The organism is Winogradskyella sp. (assembly GCF_028289625.1).
Taxonomy (GTDB): Bacteria; Bacteroidota; Bacteroidia; order Flavobacteriales; family Flavobacteriaceae; genus Winogradskyella.
This window is the reverse complement of the sequence record NZ_JANQOM010000087.1, coordinates 1-17900: the sequence shown is the minus strand read 5'-3', so window position 1 is coordinate 17900 and position 17900 is coordinate 1. Positions and strand designations below refer to the sequence as shown.

The window sequence follows — 17900 nt, the reverse complement described above, 5'->3', positions numbered from 1 at the left end:
AAATCGCTAATGATGTAGCTCTTCTTCTCCTTCCTTCATTGGCACATTCTGGGGTACAAAATCATCATCATGTCCTGGCTTACTATAATCATAAGGCCAACGGTAAACATGAGGAATTGCTCCTGGCCAATTACCATGCATATGCTCTACAGGAGCTGTCCATTCTAAGGTATTTGATCTCCATGGATTTTGCTCAGCTTTCTTTCCGTAAAATATACTGCTGATGAAATTATATAAGAATACTAGCTGAACCAAACCAGCTACAAGTGCAAATATGGTAATAACTACTTGTGTGTTTGCTGTATCATCGAATAATGGAAAATTAGAGTTTGTATAATAACGTCTTGGTAATCCTGCCATACCTATAAAGTGCATTGGGAAAAAGACACCGTATGCACAAATTGCTGTTATCCAAAAATGCAGGTATCCTAGGTTTTTATTCATCATACGCCCAAACATTTTTGGGAACCAATGATAAATCCCAGCAAACACTCCATATAGCGCTGAAATACCCATTACCAAATGGAAGTGAGCTACTACAAAATAAGTATCGTGAACATTAATATCAAGCGCACTATCCCCTAAAATGATACCTGTTAAACCACCAGTTATGAATGTGGATACCAATCCTATCGAAAATAACATCGCCGGATTCATTTGTAGATTTCCCTTCCAGAGTGTCGTTATATAATTAAATGCCTTAACTGCAGATGGAATAGCAATTAACAATGTTGTGAATGTAAATACAGACCCCAAGAATGGATTCATCCCAGAGATGAACATGTGGTGTCCCCAAACAATAGTTGATAAAAATGCAATTGCTAAAATAGATAAAATCATAGCACGATAACCAAATATTGGTTTTCTAGAGTTGGTGGCTATAATCTCTGATGTTATCCCCAATGCGGGTAACAATACAATGTATACTTCTGGGTGTCCTAAGAACCAAAACAAGTGCTCAAATAAGACTGGCGAACCTCCTTGATAGTGTAGAACTTCCCCTTGAATGAAAATATCCGATAAGAAGAATGATGTTCCAAAACTTCTATCCATGATAAGCAACAACGCTGCTGATAATAACACTGGGAATGAAATTACACCAATAACGGCAGTAATAAAGAAAGCCCAAATTGTCAAAGGCATTCTGGTCATCGACATTCCTTTAGTACGTAAGTTTAATACGGTTACGATATAATTTAGCGATCCTAATAACGACGATGCAATAAATATCGCCATGGATACTAACCAAAGTGTCATTCCGGCACCAGAACCTGGTTGCGCTTGTGGCAATGCCGATAATGGCGGATATATAGTCCAACCAGCTGCAGCAGGACCAAATTCAACAAAAAATGATACTATCATGACTACACAAGACAAAAAGAATAGCCAATACGATATCATATTAAGAAATCCTGAAGCCATGTCCCTAGCACCTAATTGTAGAGGAATTAAAAGGTTACTGAATGTTCCACTCAAACCAGCTGTTAGTACAAAGAAAACCATTAGGGTTCCATGTATGGTTACTAAGGCCAAATAAATATCGGCATCCATAACACCCTCCGGTGCCCATTTTCCTAATAAGGCTTCAAATATTACATTGGATTGCTCTGGCCATGCGATTTGCATACGTATCATCAAGGACATCAGAATTCCTATAATACCCATTATGATTACACCCGTAATTAAGTACTGCTTAGCAATCATTTTATGATCTTGACTAAATATGTACTTCGTTATGAAGGTTTCTTTATGATGATGTACGTCGTGGTCCTCGTCGTGGGCGTGAGTATCTACTGTTGCTGACATAATATCTATTTCTTTTTCTATTTTTTCTACTAATTTAATAAAGAATTTGCAAACGTTTGTTGCTCAGCCATCCATGCATTAAATTCTTCCTCGGTCTCAACAATAATTTTCATTTGCATATTGTAGTGCGATTTACCGCATATTTTGTTACACAATAATAAGTAATCAAATTCATAAGGATCTAAGGCTGTTTCTCCATTAGCAGTAAGTTCTTTGCTTTTTTCAGCTCTAATTTTATTGATATTTTGAACTTTATCTTTTATATCATCTGTTTCACGCATTTCTGCTGTGGTCATTGTAGGCGTAAAACTAAATTGTGTTACCATACCTGGTACGCAGTTCATTTGTGCTCTAAAATGTGGCATATATGCCGAATGTAAAACGTCTTGAGAACGCATTTTAAATAACACTGGTCTTCCCTTTGGTAAATGTAACTCGGTTACGATGATATCATCTTGCGCATTTGGGTCATCTTCGGCTACACCTAAGATATTAGCTTTATCAATATCAATTAATCTTACATTGGATTTACCAAGAACATTATCCTCACCACCATATCGTGCTTTCCAATTGAATTGTTGGGCGTATAATTCTACTACCAATGGATCGTCCTCTGTATCTATGGTCATAATATCATTCCAAGTGAACAGCCCATACATAATTAAACCAGCTAATACTACAACAGGAATACCTGTCCAAATCGCTTCAAGTTTATTATTATCGGCATAAAACAAGGCTTTTTTCCCTTTCTCACCTCTATACTTAAAGGCAAAATAATGAAGTAAGAATTGCGTGACAATTTGAACGATAAAAATAACAACCATTGAGATTAACATTAGGCTGTCAATTCCAGGACCGTGCTCAGACGCTGAATTAGATACTAAAGGTAAATCCCCTAGATATATAAAACTTACGATAGTAATGGCATAAATAAATATCAAAAAGCCAATCATTAAATAGCCATTTATCTTATTGTCTTTATCATCTGCAATTTGTGTATTTGACGACCCTACTTGGGCTAAGTCAAAAATCTTTACCATTTGCCACAAGGCAATAGCTACAAAAAGTACAATTATAATTGTTAATAAAGCTGTCATTATCGTTTCTGTTCTTTTTTAAATATTAATAATGGAAATGTTCGCTTTCCTTCATAAACGGATTTCCTTTTGCTAGCAACGGTGCCTTTCCTAAAGCCGTAAATACTATAAATAAGAAAAGACCTCCGAATAATAGTATGGCACCTATTTCTGGCAATCCAATAAACCATCTATCTACAACCGTAGCAGGCATAATCCAGTTGAAAACATCCAAGTAATGCCCACAAAGAATAATGATTCCTGTCATAATCACAAACCAATTAATACGTTTGTAATCACTATTCATTAATAGTAATAATGGGAAAATGAAATTTAAGGCTAACATACCAAAGAATGGCAATTTATAATGCTCTATACGGGTTACAAAGTATGTTACCTCCTCTGGAATGTTTGAATACCAAATCAACATAAATTGAGAAAACCATAAGTAAGTCCAGAATATACTAATCCCAAACATAAACTTGGCTAAATCATGAATATGACTATCGTTTACGAATTCTAGCAATTCTTTAGATTTTAAGTAAATGGTTATCATCGCTATTACAGTAATACCGCTCACAAACATACTGGCAAATACATACCATCCAAATAAGGTACTAAACCAGTGAGGGTCGACGCTCATTACCCAATCCCATGCCATCATAGACTCTGTATAAATGTAGAATACTAAGAACGCCGCTGAAATTCTAAAGTTCTTTTTAAAGTTTCTATTATCGCCTGCAGTATCTTGGGCTATAGAGAATTTTCTTGAGAACTGTCTGTACAAAGCCCAACCAGAGATAAATATTATACCTCTCACAATAAACCATGTCATATTAAGATATCCTGATTTTCCTTGAATCAGTTTATCATGTTCTACAACTTCAGGGTTCATCCATACAAAAATGTTATAATGGCCTATTGTACCAGATGCGACAGCAATTAAAAGTACGATTACTGCACCAGGTAACATGTAAGCCGTAATACCTTCCATAACTCTGAATAGAACAGGTGACCATCCTGCTTGTGCAGCATATTGAATGGCGTAGAATGCCAATACCCCAAGTGCAATCATAAAGAAAAAGAATGCTCCAACATAAAGTGCTGCCCAAGGTCTGTTATGAATTTGGTGTAATACATGTTCTTCATGACTCATGTGGTGACCTTCATCAGCGTGTGCACCATGGGCCTCGCCATGCGAATCACCGTGGTGTTCATCTGCGTGATGACTTCCGTGATGATCTTCTGCATGTGCGTCACCATGACCATGGTGTGCCTCTTCTGCTAGAAGTACCTTTACATCTTCAACTGTCTTAACGCTATTGGCTGATAAAAAACCTGAAGTAACACCAATCAAGCCTAGAGCCATCATGATGACAGCAGCTATTTTTAATCGATTTGAAATTTTATATTCCATTATATAATCTTTATCTAAATCTTATTTTTCTAACTCTGCTTTTAGTTTTTCGACATAAGCAACCACCTGCCAGCGCTCATTCTCATTCAATTGGTTAGCATAAGAACCCATAGTATTCTTACCATAATAAATAACATGGTAAATACTACCTGTTGTGATAGCTCGCCCTTGGTCATCATAACTAGGGACACCTAATATTTTTTCGCGTTCAACCAACTTTCCTTTTCCATTACCTTTAGTACCATGGCAAATCCCACAGTAAATATCATATAAGACTTTCCCTTCAGTATAATCTACCTGGATAGAATCTAATGGGCTCTTAAGATTTGCCTTTGCCTCTTCATAACCTTCATTTGTATCTTCAATTTCATAAGGCATAAAATCGCCTCTGGGAATGGTTCCTTCTGCTGGTAATTGCGCCTCGACTCCGTTGGCAAAAGCATCAGATTCTTGATAAGTCTCATAGCCAACAGGCTCGTACATGTTAGGCATATACTGATAGTTGGGTCTTGAATTTTTTTGGCAAGACACAAAACCTACCAACATTACTAATACTGTGATATATTTTAATGCTATTTTCATATTAATGTGCATCTTCGTCTTTATCAACTATATTTATTTCAACAGCTCCTGTTTCCTGTAATAATGAAGTTAATTCATTTTCATTGTCATGAATAGCAATTTCCATTAAAAAATGATCGTCTGTTGTTCTTGGGTCTGGGTTCTCAGCTTTCTTAAATGGCCACATTCTACTTCTTAAATAAAAGGTAATCACCATTAAATGCGCTGCAAAAAATACAGTAAGCTCAAACATAATCGGTACAAAAGCAGGCATATTCTCCAAGTAACTAAAGCTTGGTTTACCTCCAATATCTTGAGGCCAATCTTTAATCATGATGAAATTCATCATAACAATAGCTACTGTTAAACCAACACAACCATACATGAATGACGTAATCGCAATACGTGTTGGTGCCAAGCCCATGACCTTATCCAACCCATGAACTGGAAAGGGAGTATATATTTCTTCGATGTGATGCTTTTCGGCCTTCACCTTTTTAACGGCAGACATCAATACATCATCATCTGTATAAATAGCATGAATTACTTTTGAAGCTTCCATATACTATACTAGTTATTTAATAAATTCTTTGCTTGTCCAGCCCAATCATCACGCTCTGCCCTACCTGGGAAAGACCCTGTGATTGCATCTAACAAATCATATTCTCTTTTTGTCATCTTACTTACTTGTAAGAATGTATAAATCCCAATACTATTAAGTACCTCTTCCATTTTAGGGCCAACACCACTAATCTTCTTCAAGTCATCAGCTGTTTCTGTTTCAGCATTAAACGTCCCAATAGTTCCTAAAAGGTTATTCACTTTTTCTGAGTTATCTGCAGCATCGCTATCACTTGAGCTAGTTTCTTGAATCACCGCTGCGTTAAGGTTAGAAGTTCTTTCATCTGCACCTGTACCTACTAAGCTTTCACCACTTTCTCTAATGCGCTTATAGCGCTCACCAGATGACTTTAAAATCGTCTTCACCTCAGCCTGCGCAATTACAGGGAATGTTCTCGAATACAATAAGAACAATACAAAGAAGAATCCGATGGTTCCTATAAAGATTCCAATATCCACAAATGTTGGTGAGAACATGGTCCAAGATGATGGTAAGTAATCTCTATGCAATGAGGTAACAATGATTACGAAACGCTCAAACCACATCCCTATGTTTACCACAATAGAGATAAAGAATGAGAACATAATACTCGTTCTAAGTTTCTTAAACCACATAAACTGTGGAGAGAACACGTTACAAGTCATCATTGCCCAGTAGGCCCACCAGTAAGGTCCTGTTGCTCTGTTTAAGAAAGCATACTGCTCATATTCTACTCCAGAGTACCATGCTATGAATAACTCTGTAATATAGGCCACACCTACTATAGAACCCGTAATCATAATAACGATGTTCATTAATTCGATGTGTTGTACGGTAATATAATCTTCAAGATTACACACTTTTCTCATAATGATAAGAAGTGTATTTACCATAGCAAATCCAGAAAAAATTGCACCGGCAACGAAATACGGCGGGAAAATCGTGGTATGCCAACCTGGAATAACCGATGTGGCGAAGTCAAAGGATACAATGGTGTGTACGGAAAGTACAAGAGGTGTCGCTAAACCTGCAAGTACTAATGATACTTCTTCAAAACGTTGCCAATCTTTTGCTCTACCAGACCACCCGAAACTCAAGAGTGAATATATTTTCTTTTGGAATGGTCTAACGGCTCTATCTCTAATCATAGCGAAGTCTGGCAACAATCCTGTCCACCAGAATACTAACGATACTGATAAATATGTAGAAATTGCAAATACATCCCAAAGTAATGGTGAGTTAAAGTTCACCCACAGTGACCCGAATTGGTTAGGGATTGGTAATACCCAATACGCCAACCATGGACGACCCATATGGATAATTGGAAATAAACCTGCTTGTATTACTGAGAAAATCGTCATCGCCTCGGCAGAACGGTTAATTGCCATTCTCCACTTTTGACGGAAGAGTAAAAGTACCGCAGAAATCAGAGTTCCTGCGTGTCCAATACCAACCCACCAAACGAAGTTAGTAATATCCCAAGCCCAGTTTACAGTCTTATTAAGACCCCAAACTCCAATACCTGTTGAAATGGTGTAAATAATACAACCTACTCCCCAAAGGAATGCAACCAGAGATATGTTGAAAACAATCCACCATGCTCTGCTTGCTTTGCCTTCAACCGGTCTTGCTACGTCTACGGTAACATCATGATACGATTTTTCTCCGGTAACTAAAGGTCTTCTAATAGGTGCTTCGTAATGAGACGCCATAATTATATAATTGATTCTTTAATTTAAAACTTATGCTTCAGCTGTATTTCTCACTTTAGTTTGGTACACCACATTTGGTTTTGTACCGACATGCTCTAATAAGTGATACGCTCTATCATCTTTTACTAATTCTGCTATAGGACTACCTTCCTCATTAACATCACCAAATCGCATAGCACCACTTGCACACGCTGCTGAACAAGCACATGCATCATTAAATTCTCCCTTCGCAACTGGTCGTCCTTCGCGTTTCGCTTTTAATATCACAGCTTGAGTTGATTGTATACAGAACGAACATTTTTCCATGACACCACGAGACCTTACAGTCACATCTGGATTCAATACCATGCGTCCTAAATCGTCATTCATGTAGTAATCAAACTCATCATTCTTATTGTACAAGAACCAGTTAAAACGACGCACTTTATAAGGACAGTTGTTAGCACAATACCTTGTTCCTACACAACGGTTATAAGCCATATGGTTTTGACCTTGGCGGCCATGTGCTGTAGCAGCAACAGGACAAACCGTTTCACAAGGTGCATGATTACAATGCTGACACATCACTGGTTGGAAAGCAACCTGTGGATTGTCCGCTGGACTCTCCATTTCCCCGAATTCACTTAACGAACTTCCTAAACCAGAAATATTATCTTTTTTATCATTATCCCCTTCAAAGGACTCTTGAGATGAATAGTATCTATCTATACGCAACCAGTGCATATCTCTACTGCGTCGCATTTCTTCTTTTCCTACTACAGGAACATTGTTCTCGGCATGGCAAGCAATAACACATGCTCCACAACCTGTACATGCATTTAAATCAATCGATAAGTTAAAGTGATGACCTATTGAACGATCAAAGGACTCCCATAAATCTACATCTGGTGATGTCACAGGAGTTTCTATGTGATCTTTGGATACTTTTGGTATAGCATTCCAATATTCTTTATTCTTAGTGTTAAAAATCTCTAAGCTAGTTTCCTTAATGATATCACCACGTCCCATTAAGGTGTTATGCAACTGTACACAAGCAAACTCATGCTCTCCAGATGCCTTACTAATAGTGACATCTTGTATAACATTAAAATTATGATACAAAGGATAGGCATTAACACCAGTTTTCATTTCTTCTTTTAAGCCTTGGGCTGTTCTACCGTATCCAAAAGATAAACCAACTGAACCTTTAGCTTGTCCTGGCTGTATGATAACTGGTACATTTTCTATGGTAACTCCATTAACCGATAGATTGGCTCGGCTACCATTGAGACCACCATCTGCCACATTCCAATTTTTCAGGCCTAATGCTTCCGCATCAACTCTAGAAACCGTTATGTAGTTGTCCCAAGATGTTCTTGTAATTGGATCTGGGAATTCTTGTAACCAAGGGTTGTTGGCTTGTTGCCCATCACCCATTCCGGTTTTTGGATACAATACTAATTGCATGTCACCTCCTTTAGCAGAAGCTGCTAATGCTCGTGCTGCATTTCCACTTGGTGTTTCCGCTGATAATGCATCGGATTCGGAGGACGTTGTATCTACGGATACTTCAGTATTTTCAGAAGTTGCTCCTACGAATACACCATCTTGAACGGCTTTATTGAAAGATTCGCCATTCAAAATATTTTCGGTCCAAAATGTTTTTAGGTAATCTCTATACGATGATGCATTGCCATTCCATGCTAAAAGCACTTCCTGAAGTTGTTTAGTATCAAACAATGGACGAATGGTTGGCTGCATCATTGAATAATGACCAGTTTTAAACTCAAAATCGCCCCAAGACTCCAAACTATGTGGAACTGCAGCAATATATTTTGCAAAAACAGATGTCTCATCTTGCTTCATTGAGAAAGCTATGGATAAATCTACTTTATCCAAACCTTCTTTAAAGTCTGAAGCATTTGGCAAGGTGTACATTGGGTTAACACCATTCATTATAAGCGCACCAACCCTACCGGCTTTCATATCGGCAACCAATTGTATAATTGCTTTATCACTACCTTGTCTGGTTAATATTGTCGCGTTAGAATCAAATGCTTTACTATTAATATGTTCGTTGATTTCTAGTGCTACGGTCTGTGCATTAACATCTTGAATACCCGTAACTACTACTGCATTACTTCCAGCTTTCTTGATTTCATTAGCCGCTTTTTGTACCGCATTAAGAATATTTTCTGGTAAATCCACCGAAACTGCACCACCAACAATAAGACTGTGTAACTTAGCTAAAGCTAATTTTTGTTGATTAGGTGTCAATGGTATACGTTTGTCGGCATTGGCACCAGATAATGACATATTCGATTCGAACTGAATATGGCGCGACATTTTTCCATGATCTGGAATACGCTTTTTGGCATAATCACTATCAAATCCACCGCCTTGCCAATCTCCTAAGAAATCAGCCCCAATAGAAACGATAGTCATGGCTTTAGAAAAATCATAATTAGCCATTCCTCGCTTCCCGTACATAGCTTCGTAAGCATCTAAGGTTGCAGATTCCGAAATGGCATCATAGGCCACAAGTTTTACATTGCCATACTTTTCGGAAAACTCAGCGATTAATTTATGAGTTGATGGACTTGGCAATGTTGACGTTAGGAATACAATTTGTTTATCGTCTCCTAGATTATTTAAAGCATCTGTCGTCTCAGACATAAAAGTATCCCAAGAAATTTTGGAATCCCCTTTCATTGGTGATTTAACCCTTAGGTTATCATATAAACCTAAGATAGATGCATGCACTCTGGCATTAGCACTGCAATTCGTCTTCGCATCTGTATTGTTCTCTATTTTTATTGGCCGTCCCTCCCTAGTTTTTACCAGTACACTAGCAAAATCATAACCATTGGCAATTGTTGTTGCATAATAATTTGCAACACCTGGAATAATTTCCGTTGGCTGATTTACATAAGGAATCGATTTTATCACTGGACCTTCACAAGCCGCTAAAGAAGCCGCAGCCGTACTAAATCCGATGTACTTTAAGAAATCTCGACGCGATGTCGACGATGACTCCAAAGTCTGTTTATCACCTAAAAACTCATCCGTTGGAATTTCCTCCACAAATTCGTTTTGCATAAGCGTCTCAACAATAGAGCTATTTTCGTTTAGCTCTTCAACACTTTTCCAGTATTTCTTGTTTGATGACATATAATTCTGAATTACTTCTTATTAAAATTAATAATGGCACTTACCACATTCCAATCCACCCATTTGTGCCGCAGTTAATTGCTCAACACCATACTTTTTTGATAACTCTTCATGAATCTTAGTATAGTAGCCATTGTCCTTAACTTTTACATTGGTTTCTCTATGACAGTTAATACACCAGCCCATAGTTAATGGTGAGTGCTGGTACATAATTTCCATTTCTTCGACTGGGCCATGACAGGTTTGACACTCTACGCCAGCTACAGAAACGTGCTGTGAGTGATTGAAATACGCAAAGTCTGGTAAGTTGTGAATGCGTATCCATTTTACAGGTTTAGATTCACCTGTGTAAGCCGTTCCGTCCCATCCAACAGCCTCATATAGTTTTTGTATCTCTGCGTTATAGTCTACACCAAATTCTTTTAACCCATCTTGCTGTGTTGTCTCTGCCACTTGAGAAATAGATTTGTGGCAATTCATACAAATGTTAAGTGAAGGAATTCCCGAATGCTTACTTACTCTTGCCGAAGAGTGGCAATACTTACAATCGATACCGTTGTCGCCTGCATGTATTCTGTGGGAATAATGAATTGGCTGTATAGGCTCGTAGCCTTGATCGACACCTACTTGCATAAAATACCCATACACAAAATAGCCGCTTGCCAATAGGAAGAAAATAGCTGTAACCAAAACTAAAAATTGGTTTTCTACAAAGGCCTTCCAAATTGGCTTTCTCTTCGTTTCTGCAATAACTTCGATGCCTTTGGCTTCGGCAAAACGATTTAATGTACGTTTTACCAAAATTAACGCCATGGCTAATAAACCAAATAATACCGCGAGAGCACCTAAAATTAAATTGTTTGAAATCCCACCTGTTCCAGCTTGATCATCCCCTTGAGGAGGTGGTATATATCCTGGGCAATCAGGTGAAGATTGCGGGTTTAATTCACAAGGATCTACAGCGGTATAAGCCAAAATATCCGAAATATCTTGGTCGCTCAACTGTGGAAACGCATTCATTGCCGTTTGGTTCCACTCATTATAAATTTTATTGGCGTAAGCATCACCAGATTTTATTAACGCATTACTGTTTCTTATCCACGCATTAAGCCATTCCCTGTCCAATCCTTCTTCATCATAAAGTCGTGCTTCAACATTACGAAGCGCTGGTCCTGTCATAGGCGCATCGAGCTTGTGACAAGCCGCACAATTGGCGTTAAAGAGTGATTTTCCGTTTGCTGGATCGCCCTCTTGGGCATTAAGTGAGGTTGAAAACGTAAGTAATAAAATAAAACCTAGGCTAAGTATCTTAGAGGTTAAATTTTGGCAGATCACCTGTTTCATATTCTTAGTTGAATTATCTTCTAAACTTTGGTACGATTTTTTCAGATAAATATGACGAAAGTCATGTTTCCAAAAACTCATGCAAAAGTAAGGTATAAAGTCGATTTTAGAAATCTTAGGGAAGTGTTAATATACAATTTATACCAATTCTAAATAACATTTTTTAGGCTTTATCGTTGAATAACATACCTTTGCATTAAAATGTTTGATTATGAGCAAAAAAAACAGATATATCAAGACTATAATACTGGTTTTATTTTTTTCAATTTCGCTTCATGCGCAACAAGGTGAAGTCACTATCGATCAGGACAGTGATATCGATAGATTGTTAGAATATAAGAAAGACATAAAGACAACAAAGATTTACAAAATTCAGGTGTATCAAAGTGTGGATCCTGATAAGGCTCAACGTGAAAAATTAAATTTCTTAAATAGTTATGGGGAATGGCCCGTTGAGATTGTCTGGAACACACCAAATTATAAAGTTTGGGTAGGTAATTTTGCCACCAGATTAGAGGCCGATCGTGCCTTAGCTAAGGTTAAGAAAACATATATGAATGCCATTATCTTTCAGCCAAAGTTAGATAAAAAATAAGCTTAAGTATATCTAGAATAATTAAGAAAGCCGACTTTTATTGTCGGCTTTTTTTACTGGAATTCAACTATTTTAATGTTTTCTTGACTTCGACCTCTTGGAAGGCTTCTATGACATCACCTTCTTTGATATCATTATAACCTTTAATTTGCATACCACAATCATACCCTTTAGAGACTTCTTTAACATCATCCTTAAAGCGTTTTAATGAATCTAATTCTCCTGTAAAGACTACAACACCATCTCTAATTATTCTTACACCAGAGTTTCTGAAAATCTTACCATTAGTGACCATACAACCAGCAATAGTTCCGACTTTAGAGATCTTGAACGTTTCTCTTATCTCGGCTGTACCTGTAACTTCCTCTTTAACCTCAGGTGACAATAACCCTTCCATAGCATCCTTTAAGTCATTGATAGCATCATAAATGATAGAATACGTTCTAATATCAATTTCTTCTTTATCGGCTATTGACCTTGCATTACCCACTGGACGTACATTAAATCCAACAATAATTGCGTCAGATGCTGAGGCTAATAATACATCACTTTCCGTAATCGCACCTACACCTTTGTGAATGATATTCACTTGAATTTCTTCAGTAGATAGCTTCTGGAACGAATCTGTTAAAGCTTCTACAGAACCATCCACGTCACCTTTAAGAATAATATTTAATTCTTGGAAGTCACCAAGCGCTATACGTCTTCCAATTTCATCGAGGGTAATATGGCGTTGCGTTCTTACAGATTGCTCACGTTGTAGTTGCGTACGCTTAGCAGCAATTTGCTTCGCCTCTCTCTCATCTTCGAACACATTAAATTTGTCGCCCGCCTGAGGTGCACCATCCAATCCTAAAATAGATACAGGTGTTGACGGTCCAGCTTCAAAAATATCATTACCGCGCTCATCGTGCATGGCCTTTACCTTGCCACTGTTTTTCCCTGCTAATACATAATCCCCTATTTTTAAGGTTCCTGCCTGTACCAAAATAGTTGATACATAGCCTCTACCCTTATCTAAATAGGCTTCGACAACTGTTCCGTTTGCTGGTTTATTTGGATTAGCTTTTAATTCTAATAACTCGGCTTCGAGTAGTACTTTTTCGAGTAATTCCTTGACACCAGTACCTAATTTCGCTGAAATATCATGAGATTGGATTTTTCCTCCCCAATCTTCAACCAATAAATTCATGTTGGCTAATCCTTCTTTCACTTTTTCTGGGTTAGCATCTGGTTTATCAATTTTATTGATGGCAAAAACAATTGGTACACCAGCCGCCTGTGCATGTGAAATCGCTTCTTTGGTTTGTGGCATTATGGCATCATCTGCTGCCACTACAATTATCGCAATATCAGTTACTTGTGCTCCACGAGCACGCATTGCCGTAAAGGCCTCGTGACCTGGAGTATCTAAAAATGCTATTTCTTGCCCATCCGATAATTCTACACCATAAGCTCCGATGTGCTGTGTAATTCCACCTGACTCACCAGCGATTACATTCTCTTCTCGTATATAATCCAAAAGTGAGGTTTTACCGTGATCCACGTGACCCATTACAGTTACAATAGGTGCACGAGGTTTTAAGTCTTTAGGGTCATCAGCAGCCGTTTCTATGGATTCTTCGATATCTGCCGTCACAAATTCGACGTCAAATCCAAACTCTTCGGCAACAATCGAAAGTGTTTCAGCATCTAATCGCTGATTCATCGTCACCATCATTCCCAAGGACATACATGCAGAAATCACCTGGGTGACACCAACATCCATCATAGTGGCAACTTCACTTACAGTAACAAATTCTGTTACCTTCAGGGTTTTACTTTCTGCAGCTTCTGCCTGAAGTTCTTTCTCAGATTGCTCTCTATGTTGTTCTCTTTTCTCTCTACGGTACTTTGCACCTTTTCCTTTGTTGGATTTTCCTTGAAGTTTTTCTAAGGTTTCCCTAACTTGTTTCTGTACTTCTTCTTCACTTGGTTCTTCCTTGACAACTTTTGGCCTAGAACCTCTACCTTTCTGATTTCTTCTATTATCAAAATTAGGTCGTCCACCTCCTTCATTTCCTCCTTTACTAATACGACGCCTTTTTCGTTTGTTAGACTCACTACCAGATGATGCTTCGGTCTTTTTTTCTTCCTTTTTCTTTTTTGGTTTGTTAAATTGAGTGAGGTCTATTTTCTTACCTGTTGTCGTAGGACCTGAAAGCTTTTGATACTGTGTCTTTAATTTTTCATCTTTTTTAGGTGCTTCGTCTTCAGTAAGCTTTTTGGCTTTTGGCTCAATTTTCGCAGGTATTTCCTTCTTGGGCTTTTCCTTTTCTACTTTAGGCTTTTCAACTTGTTCTGCCGGCTTAGGCTGTTCTTCTTTTTTTTCTACTTTGGCTTTTGGTTTTTTGTCTAAGTCGATTTTACCTATTTGCTTAGGACCACTTAATTCAGCCTTGGCCTTAACTACAGTATCTTTTGCGGCTTCTTTTTTCTCTTTCTCTTCAATTTCGCGTTCGCGTTGCTCCCGAAGCTCTTCTTTTTCCTTAAGTTTTGCTTCACTTACTTCTTGAGCCTTCTCACGCTTAGATGCATCTGTCTGAAATTCATCAGATAGCGTATCGTAAACCTCTTGCGAAATTTTTGTATTGGGGCTTTTCTCAATATCAATGCCTTTGGATTCTAAAAAATCCACTGCACGATCCAATGAGATATTCAACTCCCGTAATACTTTATTTATTCTAATTTGAGCCATAAATCGCCGTAATATACTTAAATCTGTTTATATCAATCTAACTTTCTCCGTTTTAAAGTTAAACTGTTATTAATCTTCGAATTCTTCCTTGAGAATTCTAATGACATCTAAAATTGTTTCTTCTTCTAAATCAGTGCGCTTCACTAAATCATCAACGTCCTGTTCTAAAATGCTTTTTGCCGTATCTAAACCAGCTTTACTAAATTCATCAATAATCCAACCGTCTATTTCATCAGAGAATTCTTTTAACTCTACATCTTCCTCAGCGCCCTCTCTAAATACGTCTATTTCGAAACCTGTTAATTGGCCTGCCAAACGAATGTTGTGTCCACCTCTGCCAATGGCTTTAGATACTTCTTCTGGCTTTAACAACACCTCAGCACGCATATTTTCTTCATCTAGTTTTAAAGATGTTACACGTGCAGGACTCAACGCTCTAGTCACAAACAGTTGAATATTATTGGTATAATTAATTACATCAATGTTTTCGTTTCCTAACTCTCTTACAATACCATGGATTCGAGATCCTTTCATACCAACACAAGCACCAACAGGATCAATTCTGTCGTCATATGAGTCAACCGCTACTTTTGCCTTTTCACCAGGAATTCTCACTACCCTTTTCACGGTGATTAAACCGTCGAATACTTCGGGAATTTCCTGCTCAAATAACTTTTCTAAGAACAAAGGTGAGGTCCGAGACATGATAATAGCCGGCTTGCTTCCTTTTAATTCTACGCTTTCAATAATCCCTCTTACATTTTCTCCTTTTCTGAAGAAATCAGAAGGGATTTGTCTATCTTTTGGAAGGATAATTTCATTACCATCATCATCTAACAAAATAATGGCTCTATGACGAATATGGTGTACCTCAGCAGTATAAATCTCACCTTCAAGCTCTTTAAATTGTTTATAGATATTGGTATTATCGTGCTCATGAATTTTAGAAATTAGGTTTTGTCTTAATGCTAAAATGGATCGTCTTCCTAAATCTACAAGTTTAACTTCCTCTGCAACATCTTCACCAACTTCAAAATCAGGCTCTATTTTCTGTGCTTCGGACAAGGCTATCTCTTGGTTGGGCTCCTCAACTTCACCATCTGCTACTACAATGCGATTTCTCCAGATCTCTAAATCCCCTTTATCTGGGTTAATGATGATATCGAAATTGTCATCATCGCCATATTTTTTCTTTAATGCATTACGCAATACATCTTCCAAAATCGCCATTAGCGTTACTCTGTCGATTAACTTATCGTCCTTAAACTCTGAAAATGATTCAATCAATGCTACATTTTCCATAATTTATATGAATTAAAATTTTATTTTAACTTTTGCTTCTTTAATATCACTAAAGGCTATTGCGGCCTCTTTTGTCACTGTAACTTTACCTTTACCCACAGGTTTTGGTTCTCTAGCTTTCCATTTCAACACTATACCTTCTTCGGTAACCTCAGCCAATTGACCTTCAAACTTATCGCCTTCATTAGTCTTAACTTCTAAATTTCGACCGATGTGTTTGTTATATTGTCTTGGGAACACTAATGGTGATGTCGCACCACTCGATGTAACTTCTAATGAAAAATCCTGTTCTTCTCTATCCAAGTTATGCTCTATGGCCCTACTAACAAACATACAATCTTCAACTAGTACACCGTTATCACCATCAAGTATAACTCTAATTGTATTATCAGATAAGATTTCGAAATCTATAAGGAATAGACCCTTACGTTCATTTAATGCCTTATCCAATAGCTCTTTTACGGTATCCTTAAACATTTCTTGATATAAAAAGAGAGGACTTCTCGTCCTCTCGCTTATTCATTATCGTAAACAACGGTGCAAATATACAATATTTATATTGATTTTTCAAAGCTGATGAAAGTGGAATTATTTTCTTAAATTTATAAGACTAACTAAAATCAATTATAATGAACAGAATACTCGTCCCTACAGATTTTTCTGAACAAGCAGAGCATGCCTTAAAAGTTGCTGCCATGTTAGCAAGGAAACACGGTGCTGACATTTATTTATTGCATATGATGGAAATCCCTATGCAGCAAATCGACCCTATAAATGCGCATAGTGATGTTCCTGAAGCTTTATTTTTCATGAGGCTTGCCCATAGGAAGTTTGAAGATCTTATGGAGAATGATTTCTTGGATGACATTACTGTTCACGAAACCGTTAAGGCTGATATCACCTTTAATGAAATTAAAGAAGCTTGTAAAGAGTTTGATATTGATTTAATCGTCATGGGCTCACATGGTGCCTCTGGGCTTAAGGAAATGTTTATTGGTTCTAATGCCGAGAAGGTAGTACGCTCTTCGGATGTACCAGTACTCGTCATTAAAAACGAACATAATAGTTTTAATATCAGAAACTTTGTCTTTGCATCCGATTTTAAAAATGACAATAAAGAAACCTATAAACAAGCTGTAAAATTTGCTGAGTTATTCAATTCCAAAATACATCTGCTTTTAGTGAATACGGCCAATAACTTTATAACCACCTATGATTCTAGAACACGAATCAATGATTTTATTGCAGGCCAAACTTTTGAGAACTTTACGATCAATGTGCACAATGACAAAAGCGTAGAACAAGGTATTCTAAATTTCTCTGAGGAAATTGATGCCGATCTTATTGGCATAAGCACTCATGGAAGACAAGGCATCGCGCATTTCTTTAATAGTAGTATAAGTGAGGATTTGGTGAATCATGCCAATCGACCTGTGATTACGTTTAAGATTTAGAGACGACAGTAAATAAGACGGATAAAAAAGAAAAAATCCCAAACAAATCAATGTTTAGGACTTCTATTTCAGTTGGCCTACTAGGGCTCGAACCTAGACTCTTCTGGACCAAAACCAGACGTGTTGCCAGTTACACCATAGGCCA

13 protein-coding genes and 1 tRNA gene are annotated in these 17900 nt (G+C 37.5%); 2 read left to right on the top strand and 12 right to left on the bottom strand.

All coding sequences use genetic code 11. From position 1 onward, the window contains the following. Positions 1–6: 6 nt before the first annotated feature. From Q0992_RS16405 to Q0992_RS16370, 8 genes are all read right to left on the bottom strand, one after another. Entirely contained in the window at positions 7–1806 is a 1800-nt protein-coding gene (locus Q0992_RS16405) for a cbb3-type cytochrome c oxidase subunit I (RefSeq protein ID WP_299526925.1), read from the bottom strand. A 29-nt stretch (positions 1807–1835) separates the two neighbouring features. Beyond that, positions 1836–2903, bottom strand: coding sequence for a cytochrome c oxidase subunit II (locus Q0992_RS16400; RefSeq protein ID WP_299526923.1), 1068 nt, complete (start codon positions 2901–2903; stop codon positions 1836–1838). A 25-nt stretch (positions 2904–2928) separates the two neighbouring features. Then, positions 2929–4299: a quinol:cytochrome C oxidoreductase gene (locus tag Q0992_RS16395; RefSeq protein ID WP_299526921.1), complete on the bottom strand. Its 1371-nt coding sequence runs from the start codon at positions 4297–4299 to the stop codon at positions 2929–2931. A gap of 21 nt (positions 4300–4320) precedes the next feature. Beyond that, on the bottom strand, positions 4321–4791 hold the full coding sequence (locus Q0992_RS16390; protein ID WP_367277979.1) for a cytochrome c: 471 nt from the start codon (positions 4789–4791) through the stop codon (positions 4321–4323). A gap of 91 nt (positions 4792–4882) precedes the next feature. Beyond that, a complete protein-coding gene (locus Q0992_RS16385; protein ID WP_299526918.1) occupies positions 4883–5422 on the bottom strand; it encodes a DUF3341 domain-containing protein in 540 nt (179 codons plus the stop codon). A gap of 8 nt (positions 5423–5430) precedes the next feature. Further along, on the bottom strand, positions 5431–7173 hold the full coding sequence (gene nrfD, locus Q0992_RS16380; RefSeq protein WP_299526916.1) for an NrfD/PsrC family molybdoenzyme membrane anchor subunit: 1743 nt from the start codon (positions 7171–7173) through the stop codon (positions 5431–5433). Between the two features lie 30 nt (positions 7174–7203). Next, a complete protein-coding gene (locus Q0992_RS16375; RefSeq protein ID WP_299526914.1) occupies positions 7204–10323 on the bottom strand; it encodes a TAT-variant-translocated molybdopterin oxidoreductase in 3120 nt (1039 codons plus the stop codon). A gap of 27 nt (positions 10324–10350) precedes the next feature. Further along, the gene (locus Q0992_RS16370) at positions 10351–11667 is read right to left on the bottom strand and encodes a c-type cytochrome (protein ID WP_299526912.1); all 1317 of its coding nucleotides are present in this window, start codon (positions 11665–11667) and stop codon (positions 10351–10353) included. Positions 11668–11878: 211 nt separating this feature from the next. Between Q0992_RS16370 and Q0992_RS16365 the strand changes: the two genes are divergently transcribed. After that, the gene (locus Q0992_RS16365) at positions 11879–12262 is read left to right on the top strand and encodes an SPOR domain-containing protein (protein WP_299526910.1); all 384 of its coding nucleotides are present in this window, start codon (positions 11879–11881) and stop codon (positions 12260–12262) included. A gap of 67 nt (positions 12263–12329) precedes the next feature. On the opposite strand, the gene infB is transcribed toward Q0992_RS16365, so the two are convergent. The 3 genes from infB to rimP form a co-directional block, all read right to left on the bottom strand. Beyond that, complete coding sequence (gene infB, locus Q0992_RS16360) at positions 12330–14999, bottom strand: translation initiation factor IF-2 (protein WP_299526908.1); 2670 nt, start codon at positions 14997–14999, stop codon at positions 12330–12332. Between the two features lie 69 nt (positions 15000–15068). Further along, positions 15069–16301, bottom strand: coding sequence for a transcription termination factor NusA (gene nusA, locus Q0992_RS16355; protein ID WP_299526906.1), 1233 nt, complete (start codon positions 16299–16301; stop codon positions 15069–15071). 12 nt (positions 16302–16313) lie between these two features. Further along, a complete protein-coding gene (rimP, locus tag Q0992_RS16350) occupies positions 16314–16778 on the bottom strand; it encodes a ribosome assembly cofactor RimP (RefSeq protein ID WP_299526904.1) in 465 nt (154 codons plus the stop codon). Between the two features lie 152 nt (positions 16779–16930). Between rimP and Q0992_RS16345 the strand changes: the two genes are divergently transcribed. Next, complete coding sequence (locus tag Q0992_RS16345) at positions 16931–17755, top strand: universal stress protein (RefSeq protein WP_299526902.1); 825 nt, start codon at positions 16931–16933, stop codon at positions 17753–17755. Positions 17756–17827: 72 nt separating this feature from the next. Here the strand turns inward: Q0992_RS16345 and Q0992_RS16340 are convergent. Beyond that, a tRNA-Gln gene (locus Q0992_RS16340) sits at positions 17828–17900 on the bottom strand.